The organism is Phycisphaerae bacterium (assembly GCA_035384605.1).
Classification (GTDB): domain Bacteria; phylum Planctomycetota; class Phycisphaerae; order UBA1845; family PWPN01; genus JAUCQB01.
On sequence record DAOOIV010000091.1, the window covers coordinates 1 to 21,875 of the forward strand.

At 63.1% G+C, this 21,875-nt stretch carries 18 protein-coding genes; 7 read left to right on the forward strand and 11 right to left on the reverse strand.

Features of this window, described 5'->3' with window-relative positions; translation table 11 throughout:
* Positions 1–196: 196 nt before the first annotated feature.
* Positions 197–490 (forward strand): BrnT family toxin, encoded by a 294-nt coding sequence (locus tag PLL20_16640; protein ID HPD31622.1) that lies wholly within the window; start codon positions 197–199, stop codon positions 488–490.
* A gap of 1 nt (position 491) precedes the next feature.
* Positions 492–689: a hypothetical protein gene (locus tag PLL20_16645; protein ID HPD31623.1), complete on the forward strand. Its 198-nt coding sequence runs from the start codon at positions 492–494 to the stop codon at positions 687–689.
* Positions 690–918: 229 nt separating this feature from the next.
* On the opposite strand, the gene aroB is transcribed toward PLL20_16645, so the two are convergent.
* From aroB to PLL20_16665, 4 genes are all read right to left on the reverse strand, one after another.
* Positions 919–2,031 carry a 3-dehydroquinate synthase gene (aroB, locus tag PLL20_16650; protein ID HPD31624.1) on the reverse strand — a complete coding sequence of 371 codons (1,113 nt, stop codon included), beginning with the start codon at positions 2,029–2,031 and terminating at the stop codon, positions 919–921.
* Positions 2,032–2,295: 264 nt separating this feature from the next.
* Positions 2,296–3,504, reverse strand: coding sequence for a rhomboid family intramembrane serine protease (locus PLL20_16655; GenBank protein ID HPD31625.1), 1,209 nt, complete (start codon positions 3,502–3,504; stop codon positions 2,296–2,298).
* Positions 3,505–3,539: 35 nt separating this feature from the next.
* Entirely contained in the window at positions 3,540–3,953 is a 414-nt protein-coding gene (locus PLL20_16660) for a DUF1844 domain-containing protein (protein HPD31626.1), read from the reverse strand.
* A 231-nt stretch (positions 3,954–4,184) separates the two neighbouring features.
* Entirely contained in the window at positions 4,185–5,276 is a 1,092-nt protein-coding gene (locus PLL20_16665; protein HPD31627.1) for a hypothetical protein, read from the reverse strand.
* 861 nt (positions 5,277–6,137) lie between these two features.
* Here PLL20_16665 and PLL20_16670 point away from each other — a divergent pair.
* Positions 6,138–7,247 (forward strand): hypothetical protein, encoded by a 1,110-nt coding sequence (locus tag PLL20_16670; protein HPD31628.1) that lies wholly within the window; start codon positions 6,138–6,140, stop codon positions 7,245–7,247.
* Between the two features lie 133 nt (positions 7,248–7,380).
* Here the strand turns inward: PLL20_16670 and PLL20_16675 are convergent, their stop codons facing one another.
* From PLL20_16675 to PLL20_16685, 3 genes are all read right to left on the reverse strand, one after another.
* Complete coding sequence (locus PLL20_16675) at positions 7,381–8,910, reverse strand: hypothetical protein (GenBank protein HPD31629.1); 1,530 nt, start codon at positions 8,908–8,910, stop codon at positions 7,381–7,383.
* 2 nt (positions 8,911–8,912) lie between these two features.
* Positions 8,913–9,707 carry a glycosyltransferase family 2 protein gene (locus tag PLL20_16680; GenBank protein ID HPD31630.1) on the reverse strand — a complete coding sequence of 265 codons (795 nt, stop codon included), beginning with the start codon at positions 9,705–9,707 and terminating at the stop codon, positions 8,913–8,915.
* A gap of 173 nt (positions 9,708–9,880) precedes the next feature.
* Positions 9,881–11,146, reverse strand: a complete 1,266-nt coding sequence (locus PLL20_16685; GenBank protein ID HPD31631.1) for a hypothetical protein — start codon at positions 11,144–11,146, stop codon at positions 9,881–9,883.
* A gap of 370 nt (positions 11,147–11,516) precedes the next feature.
* On the opposite strand from PLL20_16685, the gene grpE reads away from it, so the two are divergent.
* From grpE to PLL20_16705, 4 genes are all read left to right on the forward strand, one after another.
* Positions 11,517–12,233 (forward strand): nucleotide exchange factor GrpE, encoded by a 717-nt coding sequence (gene grpE / locus PLL20_16690; protein HPD31632.1) that lies wholly within the window; start codon positions 11,517–11,519, stop codon positions 12,231–12,233.
* 4 nt (positions 12,234–12,237) lie between these two features.
* The gene (locus tag PLL20_16695; protein ID HPD31633.1) at positions 12,238–13,851 is read left to right on the forward strand and encodes an Hsp70 family protein; all 1,614 of its coding nucleotides are present in this window, start codon (positions 12,238–12,240) and stop codon (positions 13,849–13,851) included.
* 161 nt (positions 13,852–14,012) lie between these two features.
* Positions 14,013–15,041, forward strand: coding sequence for a tetratricopeptide repeat protein (locus tag PLL20_16700; GenBank protein ID HPD31634.1), 1,029 nt, complete (start codon positions 14,013–14,015; stop codon positions 15,039–15,041).
* Positions 15,038–16,105 (forward strand): phosphatase PAP2 family protein, encoded by a 1,068-nt coding sequence (locus tag PLL20_16705; GenBank protein ID HPD31635.1) that lies wholly within the window; start codon positions 15,038–15,040, stop codon positions 16,103–16,105. The genes PLL20_16700 and PLL20_16705 overlap by 4 nt, the downstream gene beginning before the upstream one ends.
* Before the next feature lie 167 nt (positions 16,106–16,272).
* Here the strand turns inward: PLL20_16705 and PLL20_16710 are convergent, their stop codons facing one another.
* The 4 genes from PLL20_16710 to PLL20_16725 form a co-directional block, all read right to left on the reverse strand.
* A complete protein-coding gene (locus tag PLL20_16710) occupies positions 16,273–17,568 on the reverse strand; it encodes an HD domain-containing protein (protein ID HPD31636.1) in 1,296 nt (431 codons plus the stop codon).
* 216 nt (positions 17,569–17,784) lie between these two features.
* Positions 17,785–19,773, reverse strand: a complete 1,989-nt coding sequence (dxs, locus tag PLL20_16715; GenBank protein ID HPD31637.1) for a 1-deoxy-D-xylulose-5-phosphate synthase — start codon at positions 19,771–19,773, stop codon at positions 17,785–17,787.
* Positions 19,774–19,827: 54 nt separating this feature from the next.
* On the reverse strand, positions 19,828–20,733 hold the full coding sequence (locus PLL20_16720) for a polyprenyl synthetase family protein (GenBank protein ID HPD31638.1): 906 nt from the start codon (positions 20,731–20,733) through the stop codon (positions 19,828–19,830).
* 114 nt (positions 20,734–20,847) lie between these two features.
* The gene (locus PLL20_16725) at positions 20,848–21,576 is read right to left on the reverse strand and encodes a DUF480 domain-containing protein (GenBank protein ID HPD31639.1); all 729 of its coding nucleotides are present in this window, start codon (positions 21,574–21,576) and stop codon (positions 20,848–20,850) included.
* Positions 21,577–21,875 lie beyond the last annotated feature (299 nt).

Genomic DNA, 21,875 nt, shown 5'->3' on the forward strand with positions numbered 1-21,875 from the left:
CCCTGGCGCTATCGCCAAGGCCATTCTTGCCTCGAAAGTGTTCAACTTGGGCTAGACACGTACCACGATCTCGTCGTGGTTTTCGGTGCCGGCTCCTTGCGCGACTTGTGGGAGCTGTGGTGTAGATGTATACACATGCCGGCTGGAGATACCGATTCCATGAGCAGCAGTTCTCCAGAGGTGTAGCCGAATGGGCTTGAACTTCGAATGGGATGCCGCCAAGGCGCGGTCCAACCGCCGCAAACACGAGGCGGCCTTTGAAGAGGCTGCCACGGTGTTTGGTGATCCGAGATCGCTGACGATTTATGATCCTGATCACTCGATCGTTGAAGAGCGTTTTGTTACAATGGGGTTGTCGGCAGCGGGACGCGTACTTGTGGTTGATCATACGGACCGCGCCAAACGCATTCGGTTGATCAGCGCCCGCAAAGCGACTCAAAGGGAGCGAAGAGCGTATGAAACGGAACGGGAAGACCCGTTGATCGGGTGAGATGCGAAGTCAGTACGATTTCACAAACGCCATCCGCGGCAAGTACGCGGCCGAATACGCACAGGGGACGAACCTGGTCGCCTTGTCCGATGAGGTCGCCCGCGTTTTTCCCGATTCCCATGCGGTCAACGAGGCCCTGCGCACGCTGATTCGTCTTGGGACTGCCCGGCGAGCACGCTCCGCCAGAGGTGATCGCTGACTGAGATGGCCGTAACACCTGCGGCTTGAACAACAACGGGCGTGGGGCATCATCGCGGTGCCCCACGCCCGATTTCTTGACCAGCCCGTGCTTTTGTCCCGCCGGTTGGACCTGCGCATTACCGAAAGACCGAGGGGATAAACCCCTCGGCTCGTCAAGAATTGCGGTCGAAGACCCCTGCCATCCTGAATCCTGCTTGCCCGCCGAAGCCTTGGCGAAGGCGGGAACCCTATCTCAGCACCCTGTCCAGCCCCGCTTCGATCCACTCCGGTTTGATGTCGTCGTAGAGCGTTGCCCGGCCGATGCAGTCGGCGAGGACGAATCGCAGCTTGCCGGCGGCGACCTTCTTGTCGGATTGCATCAGACTGATGATCCGGTCGCGCTGCCCGGCCAGAGGGGCCGTCACGGGCAGCTTCATCCGGTCGACGATCGCGGCGATGCGCTCGGCGGCCGCGCGGTCCAGGCGACCGGCGGCGACGCTGATCTCTGCGGCCGCGACCATGCCGGCGGCCACCGCCTCGCCGTGCCGCCACGGATCACCCTGCCGTGCCATCAGCGACTCGATCGCGTGTCCGACGGTGTGCCCGAAGTTCAGCAGCGCCCGCAGGCCGCTCGTCTCGCGCTCGTCTTGCGAGACGATATCCGCCTTGATGCGGACGTTGTGCTCGATCAGGGCCCCCAGTGCGTCGGTGTCGCAGGCGAGGACATGGTCGGCGTTGTCTTCGTGCCAGGCGAAGAAGTCGGCATCGCGGATGACCGCGTGTTTGATGCTCTCGGCCAGACCAGCCTTGAAATCGCGATCGCTCAGCGTCCGCAGCGTGGCCGTGTCGATGAGCACGAACAGCGGCTGGTAAAAGGCCCCGATCATGTTCTTGCCGCTGGCGTGATTGACCGCCGTCTTGCCGCCGACGCTGGCGTCGACGTCGGCCTCGATGGTGGTCGCACACTGCACGAACGGCACGCCGCGCACCCATGTTGCCGCGACAAACCCCGTCAGGTCGCCGACCACCCCGCCTCCTAGCGCGATCAGCGGCGAGGTTCGGTCGATTCGGGCGTCGGCCAGAGCGTCGTAGATCCGCGAGACCCACTCAAGGCTCTTGCTGCCATCGCCGGCGGGCACGACGAACGTGGCTGCGTCGAACCCGGCAGCCCGCAGAGAGTCCATCGCCGTCTTGCCGTAGAGCGGCCCGACGTTCTCGTCGGTGATCACCATCGCCCGGCGGCTCTTGACCCGCTCGGCCAGGCGCGGCCCCAGTGCGCCGAGCAGTCCCGCCCCGATGAACACCGGATAGCGCGGCTCAACGTTGACCTGGACAACACGCTCGCCAGACGCCGAACTCATTAGCCAGACCCCAAATTGAGAATACCGAATTGGGAATTGAGAGCATGCGTGGAAGCCGCCGCAAGCATTCGGTAGGGCAGCGTCGAGGTCGCCGCGGCGACCGAGACCTGCCATATTGTTGAGCTCGAACCGGCAGGTCTCCGCCGCCTCCGGCGGCTCGGATCGTCCCCTACCCTTTGCACACGGATTCTGGAAGTCAAAAGGCGTTGGCAGCAGCTCAGAGAGACGGGCGTATGGTTTTTTTGATTCGCCATTCTCAAGTCATCATTCCTCATTCCTTCCGAGGCCATCCGCCGCCACGGCCAGCCAGTGCCGGCACTGCTCCCGGCGTTTTTCGTCGGCGAACTGGACCAGTGCCTGTCGCAGGTGGCCCTCGGCGACCTCGTATTGCCGCAAGTCCCGGGCATAGATGATGCCCAGCAACAGCCGGATCTCGCCAGCTTCCGCGCAAGTCGGGTACGCCGACAGCAGCTTCTCATACGCCGCGGCCGCCTGGGGCAGCTTGTTGAGCGTGTAGAGCTGGTTGGCCACATCGAGCTGGCTGCCCTTGGGCAGCACCTGCCGGGGGTCGTGTTCCAGCAGCTTTTCATACAGTTCGGCGGCCGTGTTCCGATCGTTCAGCGCCAGGGCCTCGGCAATTCTCATCCGCAACTCGGCGACCTGGTCGCGCGGCCCGGATGCCCCGCTGCCGACGGGCAAATCCTGGAGCGACACCGGCCGGGCCACTCGCCCGTAGCGGGCCCGGGCCTCGGCGTCCGGATCGGCCATCGCCGAGCGAAAGGCCTGGCGGTGGAACCATCGCCTCCACAGGGCCACGATGTCGAATTGATCCCGCGGCAGCGCCTTGATCGCCAGCAGGGCGCTCGTCGCGACAAAGCCGAAGCCGTAGCCCGCCAGGTGGGCATCGAAGGCCACGTTGCTCTCGCCGGCGAGGCTCTTTGCCAGGACGTTGTCCCACAGGATCATCTTGAACACGATCAGAACCATGCTGGGCAATTCGAACGTGCCGATGATGAACCACCAGTACAGGACGGTGACGTAGCTGCGCGGAAAAAGGGCCAGGTAGGCGGTGGTCACGGCCGCGATGGCACCGGAGGCCCCGACCATACCGCCGAAGTCGGGGTTGATGTAAGCGTGACCGACTGCCGCGGCGATTCCGCCCGCCAGGTAGAACAGTACGTAGGGTGCATGGCCCATCTTGCCGTTGACGGCGTTGCCGAAAATCCACAGAAACAACATATTGCCGCCGATGTGCATCCAGTTGGCGTGCATGAACTGGTAGGTGAAGAACTGGTAGAGCTGGATGTGGTCACCCACCAGCGCGAGCCGGTCGCCTATCGTTTGCCTGCCGTCGATTGCATGGCGATCCGCGCCGCCCACCACGAGAAAAACAAGCACATTGAGCCCGATGAGCACGTAGTTGGCCCACGGCGTGCGGCGAATCTGCGTATCTGTCGAGATCGGAATGATCATGGATCACATGGTTCCGGAGCTGCAACGCAAACGGGTCATTTCTTCGGCGGTGGAGGCGAAGCGGCCTGCCGGAGCATCGCCTCGTACACTTCCACGAAGGCGAGCCTGAGCTCCTGCAACGTACCGGTGAGTATCCGTTGTTCCTGGTCGTCGAGGTTGTTACGGGTCTTGTTCTGCAGCAGTTCGAGCAGGTCGATGTAGTGCTTGGCATATTCCAGGCTCGGCGGAATGGTCTTACCGTTCTGGTCGCGGAAGCCGCCCAAGCCGATCGTCGCCTGCATGGTGATCATCTGAATGATCTCGGCGATGTGCGGCCCCGGCAACGGTCCGCGCTCTGTTTCTTCGGCCGCGCGGGCCTCGCGATCGGCCTCCTCTTTTTCGCGACGAGCCTGTTCCTTCCAGTCGTCGTCGATAATGATCTTCGGGGCTTCCTTGTTGTCCTCGGCCATGGTGGCCTCCGTTGTGTTCGTTAAGTCTGGCTGAAACAAGCACTCGTCCCGAGCCGGCAACCCGACCGGTCGGACCTCAGATCATAGCATGATGTCCAGTCCGTCGATAGCCGCCCGGGCTGCTGCATCGACGTGCAATCCCTCGGCGGCCCTTCACAAAGGCGGACAAGGCGGTCGTGCTGGGGCTGATCCGCCGCCGCCCCCCGTGGACTTGGCGGGGGTTCCCGTTCATCAGTCGTCGCAAAGGGGGTCGGCCTGGACGTTCTCGCCGCTCATGCATCGCTGGAAGATGCCGAAATCGGACTGGTCGACGTCGGTGTCACCGTCGAAATCTGCTTGGCTGCAGGTCGAACTGCCGCCGTGTGACACGCCTGACCCGGAGGCACAGGCCTCGAAGAGAGCGAAATCGTCGTTGTCAACGTCGCGGTCACCGTCGAGATCCGGGGCGACCGGACCGGGCCAGCCGGCCAGTCGAGCCATCATCCACCAGAATGCGCGGCCCTTGAGGTTGCAGATCGTCGGCTGGGAATGCGCACACGAGCAGCTCGTGCAGAGCGGATGCCCCGGGTGAGCGGCACACCATTGCTGGGGCCAGTTACCTCCGCTGTAGTCACCGTTATCGTTGCAGCCCAGGGCCAGGTAGTCATTGCCGTCGGGGTCGTGGCTTTCGATGTCTGCAAAGTCAAACAGCACCATATTGTGGGCCAGTGCATACGCACGGATCTGATTGTTGCGCTGGTTCAGGGTACCACCCACTCCGCTGCCGTCGGTGTGGCCGGTCATCAGGATGAAACGCATGCCCGGGTACTCATCCTCGAACTGAGCCATCACGCTGAGGTAGTTCGCGATCTGCGCCTCAGAGTACGACGAGGCTTGTCCACACCACGACCACATCGAGAAGTCATACGAGCCGGTGTTGGCCACTGCTCGCGTCCTGTTGATACCGGACGAACTCGCCCAGTAGTCATCGGGTTCAATGTAGGTCTCGGGCGGGTTGCCGTCGTAAATACGCAGTGCGGGCGGGTTCTCCGCCGGTGGCAATCCTTCGGTGCCGCTCTCGCGGATCGCGATGCTGTAAAACGAGTCAAGACCTTCGAGCACGCGGGCGCCTGTGACAACTTGGCTGCCATGCGAAGTGTGAGCGTAATGGAACGTAAGCAGCTTCGCTTGGTCGATCCAGTAGGCCGGGACCAGGCTCAAGTCGGTACAGGTGTGGTCGATGATGATCGCGTTCTGCCCGTTGGCCGACGGCGCGAAAACCAGGGTCATCACAAGAATTGCCGGGAACAGACCTGCTGTCGTAATGGAATGTCGTGCGGACATCAATCCTTCCCCTTTCTCTCAAGTGAGAACGCAAAAGCGATCACAGTATGACACCGGCATCTCGGCGGTCGAGGACAGGCTGGAAGCCCGTCTCACACCATAAAGAAGTCCGCGTTCATGCCTGGCCACCGATGCCACTGATCGCCGACGCCGGAATCGGTTGGGTTTCAAAGAGATCGCCGCTATCCAGATCACCCGCCCACATACCGCTTGTCAGGCTTGGCCCACAGGGGCCCCACGCCCATTCTACGGCGCCCCCGACTGTCCGTACGCTGGGACGCGGGACGTGCCCAGGCCGCTGCGACATGCGGGTTAAACACTGTGTTCCCGCATGACCCGAAGGGCAAGCCGGGGTCGCTTGTATCGCACGGATCGATTTCGTGCAGTGCCGACTGACGCGATCCCGATTATCCTCCACCACATCTTGGACGCGCCCGAACCGAGACCGAAAAGCCAGAGCGGGTCGGGTGGCACCAAGTTGGCCGCGCGGGAGACAAGCCCCAGCCCCCGAAATTGTTCGCGCAGCAGTCGCGGCGGGCGGCTGTTGATCACAAGTCGGGCGAGGCACGGGCGTGCGGTGAGTCGAGACCGTTCCAGGTCAAAGCTTGGCGATATCCTGGGCAACGTGGGGGCGAGAGAAGCCAGGTGACTGCTGGAAGTCATCCATGGAAGGCATCTCCAACACCGTCCAGTGGTGCGTTGACTCTGTCGCACCCCGTGCGGCGAACGCTCAAGCTCCTCCTCACCAAGGGCGATATAGCCGATAGGTGCTTCCTGTGTCTGTGCTTGTGGGCGAAAGGGCATCGGCGCCGTCGCTCATGCCGAATGCCACAGGGTCATGCTGCCGCACGGAGAAATCACATGCCGCGTTCAGTTGTCTACGGACTCTTCGTTGTGGTTTTATTTACATGCCTCACGGGCCAGAACTGCCTCGGCCCAAACCCGGGCGGCCAGGCCGACACATCCGATAACTCGCTCGATTCTTCCGATGGCGTCACTGACGGGCAGGCCGACGGCGGGAACGTCGACGACGATCAGGACCAGGGCGAAAACGACAACGGTGATACAGAAGCCGGCGATTTCACCCCCGCCAGCGGCGCCGCCGTCGGCCCGAGCGGCTACGGTCCCTGGAACAACCGCCTTCGCGTCGCCACTTCGAACGACGGCATGAATTGGACAAGAACCGGCGTCACGCTGGCGGACCAGGCGGATGTGCCCTGTTGCCTGGTCGTCGACGGAACGTTGTGGGTGTTCTTCGTGATCTGGCAAGACGCCACCGGCTCACCTGATCTGACCAATACCACCGTTGCGGCCTGCTCCAGGGATTTGGTCCGTTGGGTATACAGGAAACTCGATTTCGCGGGTTTGCCGCAGGGCTATACCCCGACCCCCGTCGATCCCACCGTTGTCGCCTTCGACGGCGGGTATCGGATGTACTTCACGCTCGGGCCGCAGCCGGCGAGTGAAACCGAGAAACCACATACCTTCTCGGCCACATCCACCGACTTGATCCACTGGATTTATGAAGGCGAACGCTACGACCGAGGCAACAAGGAAGTCCTGGATCCCAACCTTCTCTGGATCGACGATCACTACGAATTCTTCGCCGGTGGCGCGGCCGAGATCAACCATCATGCCACTTCCGCTGACGGATTGAGTTTCACCGTGCTGGCGGACCTTATGCCCCTTGCGGACTCGGGCTTCGGTGTCGTCATGTGCAACGGAATGAAGGTCGGTGGCACATACAAGTACTACGGCTTCCTCTCGGTACCGGCAGGCAGCTCAACACCGGTCGATATCCGGTCGCTGACCTACGACGGCGGCAGGTGGCGCGTTGACGACGGTGCACGCCTCAGCCTGGACTCATCCACCGGCCAGGAGTCGGCGTATGTGAAAGACCCCGGTGTCAGCGTTCACCCTGCCGGCGAAGCCGCCGGGTATGTGATGATTTATGTGACCGCCATTCCGTAATGGACGCCCCGGCAAGGTCAAGAGCCCAACCGATTTCGGCGGAAGTCGAAACAGCCAACGGTTTACCACCGGCGGGAAGCTCCTTGATCGCCGGTAGTCGATATCGTTGATGTCCCGCAAAACTTGTTGAGCTTCACAAGATCCGCGTGATTCGATCCGCCAGCATATCGAGTCGCTCGCGGGTCTGGAGGGCGTAGAAATGCTCGCGCCCGGCCGCGATCCGGTTGCTTTCGACCTGACGGGCCAGGAAGTCGCGGCGGTCGGCCAACGCGCGCGCGATTTCGCCATGCGACTCCGCCATCCGACGATTGACCGCGCGGATGGCGTTGAAGACCTCGCGCCTCTCTAATCGGGGTCCCCGTGCTTCCCGCAGTTGGTCGGATCTGCGAATGAGCCGCTCACGTTCCCGCAAGAGTGACGCCGGCAAGTCCGGACAGTATCGTTGCGGATTGAACCACCAATCGCGCACCCGGCGTCCGGCGGCGCGCAGATCATCGACGGTCGCGGGCAGGTTGGGCCATGGCGATCTCAGCGTCGCGCTCACACAGACATATGCCGGCGGCTCGCAGGCGTAGTAACGGCGAAAGATGCCGTCTGTGATGCGGTCGTACTTGGCTCCGCCGATGCCGTGAACGAAGAGATCGCAAGCCAGCAGCCGCGCCCAGAGCGTTAGCGTCAGCGCTCGCGGCCGGATGACCCACGGCCGCAGACTCTCGGCCGCCGCGGCGAAATCGCGGGTCAGATCCGCCCTGCTCAATTCTCCGATCGCGTTTTCCTCGGCATAGCAGCGGAGCGCATCACCCTTGGGCTCGATCCACAATCGTCGGCGTCGCTGTAGCGGCTGGTAGGCCCACAACGCGGTTTCGATTCGACCGCTCACCCGGGCCAGGTCCGGCAGCGGTCGATCCGCCGAGCGAATTGCGAGGTCCTTGCGATACTCGGCCAGTGACTTGTTGTACGCATCCGCGAATCGATCGGCGTTAAGCAACAGGTCGGCGACAAACGGCCCGCCGACAACCTTGCTGACCCGATGTTCCGGCAGGTCGGCGCCCAGCTCGCGATCGATTCGCAAGCGACCGGCGAGATGCTGATCGACAGCGTCACCGCGACCCGCCCACTCGGCCAGGCCGTCCAGGTAAGCCGGCATCAGCGTGTCATCCAGGCTTTCCCCCAGAACGACGGCCAGTTCCTGTCTGATCTCCGCGATACGCATGGCGGTGAGCGGTGTTCGACCCTCGTAGGCTGAGCCGGGCGGCGCCGTCGTGAAGGGCACCTCCCGCACCGCCAGCAGGCCGTCACCCCCGCGAACCGGCACTCGCAAGCCGGCGGATCGAGGGGCGTCATTGTCCACGACGAGATCAATGCCGGACATGCCTGCCGTGTCGGCAAACGCCCGGACCGCAACATGCTTGGCCCAGACGCCCGGATGAACGAACTCCGGCTGGTGACCGGCTGCGACGATCCTCGCGTTGCCGGCGACCCCGAGCAGTTGCGAGCGCACCTGTTGCCGCGCCTCGGTTATTGCTGTGCCCGCCAGCGCCCCGCCGATTTTCGACAGCAGCCGGACGTTCTGCTCGAGGAGGGCGCGCCAATGCTCAGGCGGCGGTTCAAGCAGAATGCCGCCGTCGTCGGGCGGTGTCTGGAGGCTGTGAAGCCGAAGCATTGCTACTCAACGGGTTGCGCCAGGCCGCTCGCCAGTCCACAAGCCTGTCGGGGGGCGGCGCTCTCAGGATCGATCTCGGCCCGCACCGGCCGATCGATCTGCTCGGACAATGCGTGCACGAGCACATCGTAATAGTACAGCAGCCGGGCGTCCGGATCATCCAGCGAGCCGCCGAAGTAGCGGTTGGGGTCGTTGTAGATCAGCCGGACGGGGATCTCCCTGATTCGCAGCCCGCGCCTGGCCGCCTGGACCCAGAACTGAATCGGCATGGCGTAGCCCGGGACGGTGATGTTGAGTCTCGCAAGGGCCGAGACCCGATAGGCCTTGAAACCGCAGAACGCGTCGGTGATCCCCAGCCTCAGAATCTCATTAAGCATGTCGGTCATCTTCTGGTTGATGGCTCGCCGGTCAGCGGGCGGTCGCGAGTTGCCCGGCAGCGGCTGCAGGTAGCGCGAGCCGCTGATAATGTCGGCGTCGTCCTGCCGGGCCATCTGGAGAAACAGGGGTATCCAAGCCGGTTCGTGCTGCTCGTCGCAGTCCATTGTGATGAGCCAGTCGTAGTCGCGGGAAACGGCAAACCGGAAGGCGTCGATCAGGCTCTGACCGTAGCCCCGATTGTCGATGTGCCGGATCACCGAAATCCCGGGTTCGGCCTGCAGAAGCCTCGGGGTCTGGTCGGTGGAACCGTCGTCGACCACAAGAATGTCGCCGTCCGGAGCGTATTGCCTCACTTGGCGCAAAACGCCGATGACGGTCTTTGCCTCGTTGTAAACCGGTATGGCTACCAGGTATCGCATGACGCACCTCGGGGACACTCACTAACAGGAATCTTAGGCCGCCCGACTCCGAAGGCAAACACCGGTTCTGAAGCAAGGCAGGCTCGCGGCTGGAGCCCTGCGAAGTCCTACGGACCAAGCAGGGCGGGACCCTGCTGCAGGTGCTTCGCGCATACCGCTTGCCGCCAGCCCATTCAAGGCTGCGTTGACGTCGCGAGGTGTGACACCGCCGATGGCCTCGATGTAGCCCCCGGGCGAAGCACGCCGGCGACGGCGTCAAGCCGGGCGGTGCCTTCCGAGAGCGTGGGGGCGAGCCAGCCGCCCTCGTCGAACTCGTTCCACGCGTAGATGATCGCCGCCTGGGCCGGGGCGGCATGGCGATGCGTTTCCAGCCAACGCAGCCCGCGGCGGAGATGATCCGCAATCGCAGCGGGCGTGGCCGGCTCGCTGCGGTCCACCTCGCCGTCGTGACTTCCGTAGGGACTGCCCCACGGCATGGGTTTCTCGACGCGAGGCCGCGGGTCCCACCCCGTCACCACAATCGGCACAACCTGTGCCCCGGTCCTGCGGCATTCCTCCCAGAAGTGCTCGAGGTTCTCGACCATGCGGGCGTAGGGGATCACGCCTTTGCCCAGACCCGCCACGTAGCTGCTGATCGCATCGCAACCCAGTGCCTCTGCCCACTTCTTGCCTTGTTGAGGGCTGAAATCCATGATGACGATGTAGGGCCTGGGAAGCCCTCTGGCCGTCACGGTCGCTCGAAAGGTATCGAGGACTCTCCGAAATCCCTCGACGCCGCCAAGCTTCTCCAGCCACTGCTCATTGATGAAGCCCAGATACAGCAACGGCCGCCCGTCGAGCACCCGCTGGTATCCCGGCTCCTGCATCAGGCTGACCACGCGGTCCACGAATGCCTGGTGTGGCCATCGTCCGCATTCGGTGATGAGACAGAAGCCGATCTTCGAGCGGACAGAACTGCTCAGATATCGCCGCAGGGCCAGGCTCAATGGGTCGTCCGCGGGGTAGGTCACGAACGCCCAGTAGTCCAGTCCCGCGGCCGCGGCGTACTCGATTTCGCGATCCATCACCGCCTGCGGCGTGCCGTCGATCTCGATGGCTTCATCACCGTTCACCTTGGCGTAGAACGGCAGCCGGTTGTGCCATTTCGACGGCCCGAGGCTCCGGTGAACCGCCTCGCCGACAACGCCGTGGTTGCCGAACCATGCATCCCAGCGGATGGCCCCGACGATAGGACGAGGGGCTTCATGGGCGGGCCTGCTCTGTTGCGCGGACAGGCCCTGCGCGAAGGCGCCATGCACCAACAACGCGAAGAAGAGAGCGATTGTGCCACCAGGCGGCACCCGAACCTCGCCGTGCTCATCATTGACGGATGGGGCCAGGATGTACGAGACTCCGTCCTTTGGCGTCTGGTTCTGGGCCAACCGTGCTTCTGAAAGCATTTGATCGCTCCTGCTGGTCGGGGCTCGTCGACACTGCGGGTGTTATTCGTCCCGCCTGACAGCTTGTTCGAGGGTAGCCTTTTCGGTTGGCGGCTCTCGCCAACCGGGCGGGTGCCCCCGCCGACCTGCCCAAAGCAACGTTGCGTGGCCTGCCCGCCGGTGCCTGGCCGACCGAAAACGGCCAGAGCAAGGTGCCATGGAACACGGCCTGTGGTATGATACCACTTGGAGTGGAGACCGGCATTCGCCGGGCAGGCAAACCGGACAAGCGGACGGCACTTCGCTCGTCGCTCGCCGGCCGCGGTTGCGTGCGGTCAGACCCGGCGATGAAGGACAAGGAACTCATACCTCTCTTCATGGAGGTGTCGACATGGCAGGCAAGACCAGCCCACCGCGCAAATCGTCGTCCGTGACCCCGCGAGCCGCCCGCAAGAAGAAGGGGCTGACGAAGCCGAGCAGGAGCACCGCCACCAAGCCCGCCACCCAGGCCAAAGGGCCTGCCGCGGGCGGCCGCCGCCCCCAAGCGGCCGACGACCGTTCGCCGGCCGGTCTCCTGGCCCAAGCAGAGGCGGACCTGACCGCTCTCCTGGATTCGCTGAACAGCCACATGGCCACTGCGGTAAATGCGATCACTGAACTGGCCGTCGCCCAGCAGGGCCAGCATCAGCCCATCATCCGCAGCAGGCCGATCGACCGCGCCACCGCCATGTTTCAGCGCCTGGTCGCCGAGGTTCTTGACGACAAGCTCGCCGAGGTTCTTCCTACTCTCGTGGCTCTGCGCAGCGAGATGAACCAGCGTGCCCGGCTCGTCGGCTCGTCGGCTTCGACGGAATCGACCCCGCCGACGGACGGCGACTTCTTCGAACGCGGAACCGCCATGCTCGACCAAGTCTTGAACACCCTCGAAGTGCGCAGCTTCGAGCCGCGCATCGGCGATCCGTTCGATCCGCTGATTCATCTGGCCGTGGGACAGACTAGCCGAAACGACCTCGCCGAGGGCGTGCTGGCCGAGATCCTGCAACCCGGTTTCCGCACCGCGCGCGGCAAGGTGATTGTGCCCGCCCGAGTCAAAGTCAACAGGAGGTGAACGGATGGCCCGGCTTGGCATCGACTTCGGCACCACGAACACCGTTGCGGTGATCCACGATCGCGGTGTGTTCTCCGTTGTTCTCCATCGTGCGGACACGGGAGCGGGCACCATTGTGCAGGATGTCTTTCCGTCCGCGATCTTGATCGACAAGCGCTCAGGCAAGCATTGGTTCGGTTTGGAGGCCGATCGTCTTTTCGGCCAACGCGGGCCGGGCCCCGATCACGTGTTCCTGCCGTCGCTGAAGCGGCACCTGTGGAGCTACGCGGAGGGTCATTCAGTCAGCTCGGGTCACGAGCCCCGCCCCCGTGCTCGAGATGTTGCCGCCGGATTGGAGCAGTTTGACATCGGCAAGCTGCTGACGGGCTTCCTGCAATCTCTGGCCGAATCGATCCGGGCATCCGGCATGATCGACCCGGGCGAGCCGCTCGAGACGGTGATCACCTGGCCGGCCAACGCCAACGGCGCCCAGCGCTACATCACCCGGAAGTGTTTTCGCGAGGCCGGCTTCGACGTGCTCTCGACATTGAATGAGCCGACAGCTTCCGCGATCGAGCTGGCTGACTGCATCACCGCCGGCCGCGGCGCCGGGAAGGATGATCGCGAACCCTCGGCCGTGGCCGTCTTTGACCTCGGCGGCGGCACTTTCGACGCCTCCGTGGTCTGGATCGAAGGGGACGAGTTCGAGGTGCTGGCCTCCGGCGGTATTGAAGACCTCGGCGGTGACGACTTTGATCGCGCCCTGTTGGACATGTTCCTGGAACGATTCAAGCTCCGTGACGAGGCCCTGAGTCCGCTGACCCGGCATGCCCTGTTGCGGCAGGCCCGCTCGCAGAAGGAGACCATCGCCGGCGGTGTGGTTCGCAGCCTGTTCCTCAATCCCCTCGATTTCGGGCTGGATTGCCCTCCGGTCTCGATTGCGGTGGAGGCCTATTTCGAGCGCATCAGACCGATGCTCAAGCCGGCCATCGCCATGCTCAAGAAGGTGATCGTCTCGGCTGCCGCCAAGGAGCGTCGGGTTCGCACCGGTTCAAGTCTGACCGTGTACCTGGTCGGCGGCTCATCCAAATTGCCCCTAGTGGCCCATATGGTCTCCGACGCCTTCCCCGAATGTCGGGTGATTCTGACCGACAAGCCGTTCACCTCGGTGGCCATGGGGGCGGCAATCTGTGCCACCGACCGGGTGACGTACCGTGATGTCTTTGCCAGGCACTTCGGCCTGTTGCGACTCAAGGACAACGGCCAGTCCGAAGTCTTCGACATCATCTTTCCGGCCGGCACGCCTATCCCCCGCAAGGGCGAAAAACCGCTCGAACGTTGCGCCTGGTATCATCCCCGGCACAACATCGGGCACTTGCGATACCTGGAATGCACCTCGGTCGGAGCCAACGGCCTGCCCGATGGCAACGTCCGCCACTGGTCGGACGTATTCTTCCCCTATGACCCTCTGCTGCCGATTGATCACCGGGCGTCAGTCGCCGATGTGGTCGCCACCAATCAATTCGCTGACATGCCTGCGTGTGAGGTCTATCGCTGCGATAGTGACGGGGTCATCACGGTAGAGCTGCGCCGCCCGACAAAGAACGACTCCCGCATCCACGAGATTTATCGGGATTGATCTCAGCATCGCAACGGCGGTGGTGAAGATGGGATCGCTCCCTTCGTTTTCTGACGGACTTCCGTCCGCAAAAGGCTCGTGGGTTCCGGGCGTCACCGGTCGGTTGTCTGTGCCGTTGGAGGGGTCAAGCTTCCTCCCAACACCTGCCGATACCGATAACAATGCATTCTTACTATTTGTCATGGCGTTGGTTGAGCGCATGGGGGCTGGCCTTGGCATCGGTTGTCGGCTGCGCCCCCAAGGACACCCCGTTTGCGGCCATCCGCGCCGGCATCCGCTGCGAGCGAGGCCAGAAGGCCCTGGAGCAGGAGGATCTTGACGCCGCCCTGAAGGAGTTCCAGCGAGCGGTCGAGCTGAATCCGAAGCTGGCTATGGCGCATTCCAACCTCGGCAAGGTCCAGAAGGCCAAGGGCAACTTAGCAGCGGCTGCCGCAGCCTTTGCCAATGCGGTGAAGCTGAACCCCAAGAGTTTCGACGACGCGTTTTCGCTCGCCGACGTCTACCACAAAATGTCGAAGCTCGCCGCGGCGATCCAGGCCTACCTGCACGCCTGCGAGCTCCAGCCGAATAACTTTCAGGCGCGCCTGAATCTCGGCGTCTGCTATCACCAGGCCGCCGAACTCGACAATGCCATTGACTGCTACACGAAAGCGATCGAAATCGACCCTGACCACGCTGCCGCATACACCAACCTCGGTGCCGCGTACGACGCCCAAGGAAAATACTACGAGGCCATCCACGCCTACAACAAGTCGCTCGAGCGCGATGGCGAACAGCCTATGGTGCTGGTCAACCTTGCCGGCACGATGATGAAGCAGGAACGATTTGCCGCCGCCCAGCGGGCCCTCGAACGGGCAATCGAGCTCGATCCCGAACTGGCCATGGCCTATGAACGGCTGGGCTATTGCCTGTTCCGGATGAAGCGATACGACGAGGCCCTTACCCGCTACGAGTGGGCCGAGACCCTCGACCCCAACCGCGCCGAGACGCACGCCGGCCTGGGCGTGGTGCGAATGGCGATGTTCCTTCAGGATCGCTCCCAAACTGAGTTCCGCCAGGCGGCCATCGAGCATTGGCACCGGTCGCTGGAAATCAACCCCGATCAGCCTAAAATACGCAACCTGATCTCCAAGTACCGGGTGCCCGCCGACCAGGTGTCGGCTGTTTTGATGGAATCGCCGCCAAAATGAAAAACAGGCAAAATCGAGCAATCGTTCAGTGCGTACTGTCATGCGCGCTGATGGTCTTTGCTGCCGGCTGTGGTCCCCACAAGGCCGCTGTTCATCGTTCGTGGGCGGAACGTTCTCAGACGGTCATCCGGCAGAGGCTGGCACCAACTCCCGTCGTCCCGACCATGGCCGCCTCGTCGGCTCATCCGGTGAAAGCGGAGAGGACGGTCGGCGGCAAATCGACGATCTGGCCCGAGGAGTTGGCCGCTTTCCATTTGTCAGCCGAAACGCGGGAACAGGCCGGAGACGCGGAAACCCGACAGGCAGAGGAGAGTTCCTCGAAGCAGGACGTCGAATACGAAGGCAAATGGCGAAAGCCGCTGCCGGGCTTCGGCGAGACACTCAAGCGCGACCTGCTGGAGCTGCCGAGCGCGTTGTGGGATGACACCAAGCGTGTCTACACCAATCCATGGAACCTGGTGTTCCTGCTGGGCGCAGGCGGCGCGTCGCTCGCTCTTCGTCCGGAAGTCGATGATGACATCGAGGATTACTACGACAGGCACCATACCTTCAAAGAAGACTGGCGTGACGCGTTCGGGGCGGCCGGCAACCCGATCGTTCATTTCGGAATAGCTGGCGCTTGGTATTTGACCGGCCAGCTTGCGCAGGATGCCAAGACTTATGATGTCGGCGCGCGGCTGTTCCGGGCATTGACCATCAACGGCGTCAGCACGCTGCTGCTCAAGACTGCCGCATGCACCGAATCGCCTAACGGCGAAGACTGGGCCTGGCCGTCCGGCCACGTATCAAGTGCGATGGTCGTCGCGACGGTGATGAACGACGCCTACGGACCGTTGGCGGGGGTGCCCTTGTTCGGACTGACCGGTCTGGTGGCCGTCGAGCGGTTGGATTCCGGAGAACATCACTTCTCAGATGTGGTTTTCGGTGCTGCCCTTGGCTGGGTCGTGGCTGAGACAGTCATGAAGGATGAGCCGCCCAAGATCGCCGGCGGCCACATCGTCCCCTATGCTGACCCGGTCGGCCGCAACGCGGGCGTCGCGTGGGTCAAAACGCTCGGCGAATGACTTCGGGGTGGTAATGACTTGGCCAGGGTAGGTCGTCCCTCCACGGCGGCGGCGTTGGCCGGTTACCGCGATCGCAAAATCCGGACGAACGACGGCGAAACGCGCTCAAACAGCGACGGCGCAACGCCGCCGATGATCAACCCGAGCCGTGCCGGCTCGGCCGTCGATCACTCAGGATGGGCTGTCTGCTCCGCGCCGGAAGGCGCTCCGGTCTCCAGCAGATCGCTGCAGGCCGCCGAACTCCGCTCAGCCTCGTCCTGGTAACTCGCCGCTATGTGGCGGGTGATCACCTCTGGAGGCTTATAGAGGTATTGGGCCACCGGCCGGCGGTTTTCATGCGTGATGCTGGGGGCCCCGGACTTGACGAGATCGATCCTCTCGCCCGAGGGATCCTCGACTTGTGCCCCTGCCTTGAGAACCTGGACGACCGGCTGGCACGGCCGTTTGGCGTTCAGATCGACGACCACGGCCTCTCGACCGTCCGAGAGCGTCACACAGGTACCGACCGGAAAAGGCGGGATGGTTCGCACGGCCGCCGCGAAAATCACCGGATCAAACATCTTGCGGATCTCGGCCGCTTGAAGGGCTGCCAGGGCGGCGACCTTGGGTTGCCCCTTCCGGTCACAAATGGCCATCATCCCGTCCAGAACGTTGGCCACCGCCACGATCCGGGCGAAGACGTGAATGCGGCGACCGCGCAGCGGCTCCGGGTGTCGCTCCTTGTGGGTGGAAATAGGCTCCGGAAACCCGTTTCCATCGTATCGCTGGTGGTGGTGAAGAATAACACCCGACGCTGTCGAATCAAGCCGGCCGCGAAGCAGTTGATAGCCCTGCTCGGCGTGAGACCGGTAAGCCGCTTCGTCCTCGTGGTGGTCCAGAACGTGAGATCGTCGCAGTTCCGGCGGCAGTTTGATCTTGCCGACGTCGTGCAGCATCGCCCCGACGCCCAGGTTCGTCAGATCCTGGGCGAGCCGCCTGTCGATGTACTTACGCTCGTGACTGATGTAGTTCCGCAGATTCATACCCAGGATCATCACCAGATAGGCAACGTTTGCGCTGTGGCTGAACAACTCCTCGGGTTCTTCGAGGATGCGCTCCGCCCAGACCGCGTGGTCCTGGTTCTTGACCAGTTCCTCTATGAGTCTCGATATGAGCTCTCTGTAGAACTGGAGGTCGAAAGCCCCGGCGGTCTGTTTGGCCAAGGCCGTGAAATTCCCTTTGATGTCGTGGTAGAGCCTGGCCCGCGATTCGGGAACGCCGGAAGCGACTTGTTCGTCGAGAAAGTCGAAACCCGGGTGGTTGATCCATACCCCCTTGATGCCGTATTCCCGCAGCTTCGCGATGGTCTTGGGTTCCAGGACGTATCCCGCGGCCAGCAGGGCGCGTCTCGGGTGCCTCGCGTGTGGAATCGATGCTGCCAGCACCATCCCGGGCTCCAGGTTCTCGACGGAGACTCGGATCATTTATCGGACGACCCCTACCGGCGTGAAAGCACTACCTCCAGCCGCGACGCACATACTGCTCTACTTCATCGGCTCAAATGAGGGGCTTCGCCAGCGAGTTGCCGGTCAAGTCGGCAGGGCATCGCGGTGCCAACGTTTTCGGCAGTTGCGGACGGGAAGCCGCGCATTGTGGGAGCATCTTTTTACGTGTGAGTGTATTCTTGCTCGCGGCTTGCCTCACGGCTTCGTGATATGGCTTGGCTGGGAGCTGGGCACGAAGCCGCGCACCGCTTTCGTCGAAGGCCGGCAGCGGGCCAGTTCACGATGGACCGCCTCGGCAATGCCGGCGGCATCGATGCCGCACTCGGCCAGTTGGCTCTTGCGCGAGCCGTGACTGATGAAGCGGTCGCTCGGGATGCCCAGGCGAACCAGGTGATCCGTCGGAAGCCGAAGATCCTGTGCCGTCTCGAGCACGGCCGCTCCGAAACCGCCGACCACCGAGTGGTCCTCGACAGTGATGACCGGGTGGTCGGCCAGCATCGCCGCGGTGACCATTTCGCGGTCGATCGGCTTGGCGAAACGGGCGTTGAACACCCGCAGTTCGATCCCCTCGGCCGCCAGCAGTTCGGCGGCGTCCAGCGCGTTGCCGACCATGGCCCCATAAGCCAGAATGGTCGCGTCGTTACCTCGGCGCATCAGTCGGGATCGCCCCAGCTCGAAAGGCGCAGCGTCACCCAACGATGGAGGAACATCCGCCCGCGGATAACGGATGGCGCAGGCGTCCGGGCAACGCACGGCGAATCGCAGCGCGGCCTTCAGCTCGTTCTCATCGGCCGGAGCCAGCAACACCAAATTCGGCAACGGCCGCAGGTACGCAATATCCAGGAACCCGTGGTGGACCGCCCCGTCGCCGCCGACCAGCCCCGCCCGGTCCATGCACAGGATTACCGGCAGGCGCTGCAGCGAGACCTCCTGAAAGACCTGATCGAAAGATCGCTGGAGGAAGGTCGAGTAAATAGCCACTAGCGGCCTTAACCCCGCCTTGGCCATCCCGGCGGCAACGTCAACGGTGCAGCTCTCGGCGATTCCCACGTCGAGAAAGCGGTCCGGGTACCGCTCCGCGAACTTGTCCAGGCCGGTGCCCGCCGGCATCGCCGCCGTCAAGGCGCAGAGCCTCGGCTCTTCATTGCCGACTTCAAGGACCGCGTCCGAGAAAGCCTCGGTCCAGCTTCTGCCCGAGCCGTTTGCGACCCTTACGGTTTCGCCATCGAAGATGAACGGCGTGGGCGAGTGGAACTTCGAAGGCTCGGCACGGGCGAACTCGGCGCCCTGACCTTTGTTGGTATGAATGTGCAGAAGCACCGGGTGATCGATATCCTTGAGCATCTGCAGCAGGTCAATCAGGTACGCGATGTCGTGACCCATCACCGGCCCGACATACATGAAGCCGAGCTGCTCGAAAATCGAATGCGGCGAAACCGTGGCCTTCAGCCCCTCCTTCAGATGCCCGAGGGCGTCGACCATCGACTGGCCGACCAGCGGCAATCTGGGCAGCAGTTGCTTGGCCCGCTGCTTGACCTCCTCATAAATGGAACTGGCACGGAGGCGAGCGAGGTAATGAGCCAATGCGCCCTGCGTCGGAGCGATGCCGTAGTTGTTGTCGTTCAAGATGACAAGAAACTGCCGATTGAGCGTGCCCGCCTGGTTGAGGCCCTCAAACGCCAGGCCGTTCACGATGCTCGCATCGCCTACGAAGGCTACGACCCGCTTGTCGCGGCCGAGGAGCTGGTCGGCGCGGGCCAAACCCAGCGCCGTCGGGATTGCCGTGCCCGCGTGCCCGACGTTGAACAGATCGAAGGGGCTTTCATCGATGCTCGGAAAACCGCTGATGCCTCCGGATTGCCGCAACGTGTCAAAACGTTCGTTGCGGCCCGTGAGCAATTTGTGCGGGTAACATTGGTGCCCGACGTCCCACAGCAATCGGTCTTTCTCAAAGTCAAAGCAGTAGTGAAGAGCGATGGTGATCTCGGCGACGCCCAGATTGCTGGCCAGGTGTCCGCCGTTCTTGCCGACCACTTCGAGGATGCGCTCCCGGATCTCTTTAGCCAACTCGTTGAGTTGGGCTATCGACAGCTTCTTGACGTCTGACGGATGCTCTATCGAAGCCAGTAGTCCCATGTTGTCCGTAATCTCGCTTGGCCCCCCGCGATCGTGTCTGAGACTCAAGGTAGTACGTCGCGTCGCTTGGGTTGTTTGCCCCGATTCAGTCGGTCGTGCGATTCAGTTGCGCCGCTCGACGACATAGTTTGCCAGTTGCCTGAGATCTTCGGCCGGAGGTCCGAAAATCTGCAGCGCCTCGATTGCCTTTCGTGCCTCGTCCCGAGCGGCGGCCTGACTGGCCTCAATGCCGACGGCACCGGGATAGGTTTGCTTGCCGGCCTCGGCATCCTTGGCCACCGCCTTGCCCATTTGCTCGGCCGATCCGGTGACGTCCAGCAGGTCGTCGGCAATCTGGAACGCCAGCCCCAGATGTTGCCCATACGCGCCCGCCGCCTCCAAGTGCGGTTCGTCCGCCCGGGCACAATACGCCCCCAGCCGGCCGGCAGTCACGAAAAGCCGCGCTGTCTTGTATCGGTGGATTCGCTGGACCAAGGCCAGTTCCGGGGGTTGTCCCTCCGTCTGGATATCCGTGGTTTGTCCGCCGATCATCCCTGCCCAGCCGGTGCCCTTGGCCAACTCGGCGACGACCGCCTTCACTACCGCCGGATCCTCGATCCGGGTCGCGGAGATCTCGAAGGCCAATGCCAGCAGCGCGTCGCCCGCCAGAATCGCTTCCGCCTCCCCGAATGCCTTGTGGCACGTCGGACGGCCCCGCCGCAAATCATCATCGTCCATCGCCGGAAGGTCGTCGTGCACCAGGGAGAAGGCATGCACGCATTCCAGGGCTACCGCCGCGGGGGCAGCCATCTCGGCCGTGCCCCCACAAAGCTCGCAGATCCGAGTTACAACATAGGGCCGGACCCGCTTGCCACCGCTGCGGATCGAATACAGGACGGCCTCCGCCAGCGTGCGCGGGACCGCTGCGTCCGGCACCAGCATGCCGTCGATCACCGCCTCGAAATCCCGGGCCCATGACGCCAAGGCGTCGACGATTCCGATCCCGTTCGCTGTTGCTGACTGCCGCATAGCCGCCTCATCTGCCCCAAAGGCCCAAGGGGCAGATTATACCAGCCCGCAACCCATAGCCACACCCCCCAAGAGCCAGCCTGTCGGCCCGCGAATGAACGCCCTCATTGACACCTACAGCCCGGCGGTTCTCCGCTCGACCGCCTCCAGCCGGCGGCGGAGTTCGGCCATTTCCTCGTGAAGCTCGGCTATCTCCTCTTGAAGGGCGCCGATCTCCTGTCGAAAGGCCGCTGATGCACCATCCGTCAGGGGCGCGGCTGCAGGACTCGACAACGAATGCGGAACCGGGTGGGTCGCGTGATCGACCGGCGATGCCACGGCAGTCGGCGGCGCCTCGTCCTCGGGATACAGCAGGTGCGTGTAGCGGGTTGCCGACTGGCCGGGCTCACGGGGCATCGCCGCCACCAGTGGCGGATCGGACTCCCCTTTGCTCAAAGAGCCCAAAGCCGTCATCAGCGCCTCGAGGCTCTCGAACTGGAACATGCGAGCGCATCGCGAGCGCAATTCGCCGGGTGTCTGTGGGCCGCGGAGCAGCAGCTCAGTCATAATCGCCTGCTGCCGACGGCTCCAGCCGAACGCAGACTCGATTTCGTGACGATACCGCTGCGTGCGTGCCCCAGGCGCGGGCAGCACCAGTGTGACCAGATTGCGGGCCCGCAGAGCCTCCAGCGTCCGCAGCACGGTCTCTTCGTCCAGTTTCATCTCGGGGTCACGATTGTTCTTCTGATTGCAGCCGGCCATGATGGCGTTCGGCGTCATCGGATAATACTCAGGCTGGGTCAGCGATTTTTCCATCAGCACACCCAATACGCGACGTTCGATCGCATTCAGGGTCAAATCCATGGCATCGGTCTCCAACTTGCTAAGCTTTTAGACCTCTAGGCACTTGGACTTCCAGACCGTTAGACCACGCCAGACGCATGACCGTCCCCAGACTGACGAACACCGAACGTCCCAGACCTCACTGAAGGATTAGACAACCAGAGGTCTAAGGCGGACCGCCTTTTTGCGGGCCGCAACCCAAGCGCTCTGCGATCGAGAAACATGCGCGCAAGCCGCACAGATGTCTGGTCGTAAGGTTCCAAGCGTCTAGCGGACCTTTCCGACTTATCCTACCGCTTCTCATATTTCTGAACAGGCTG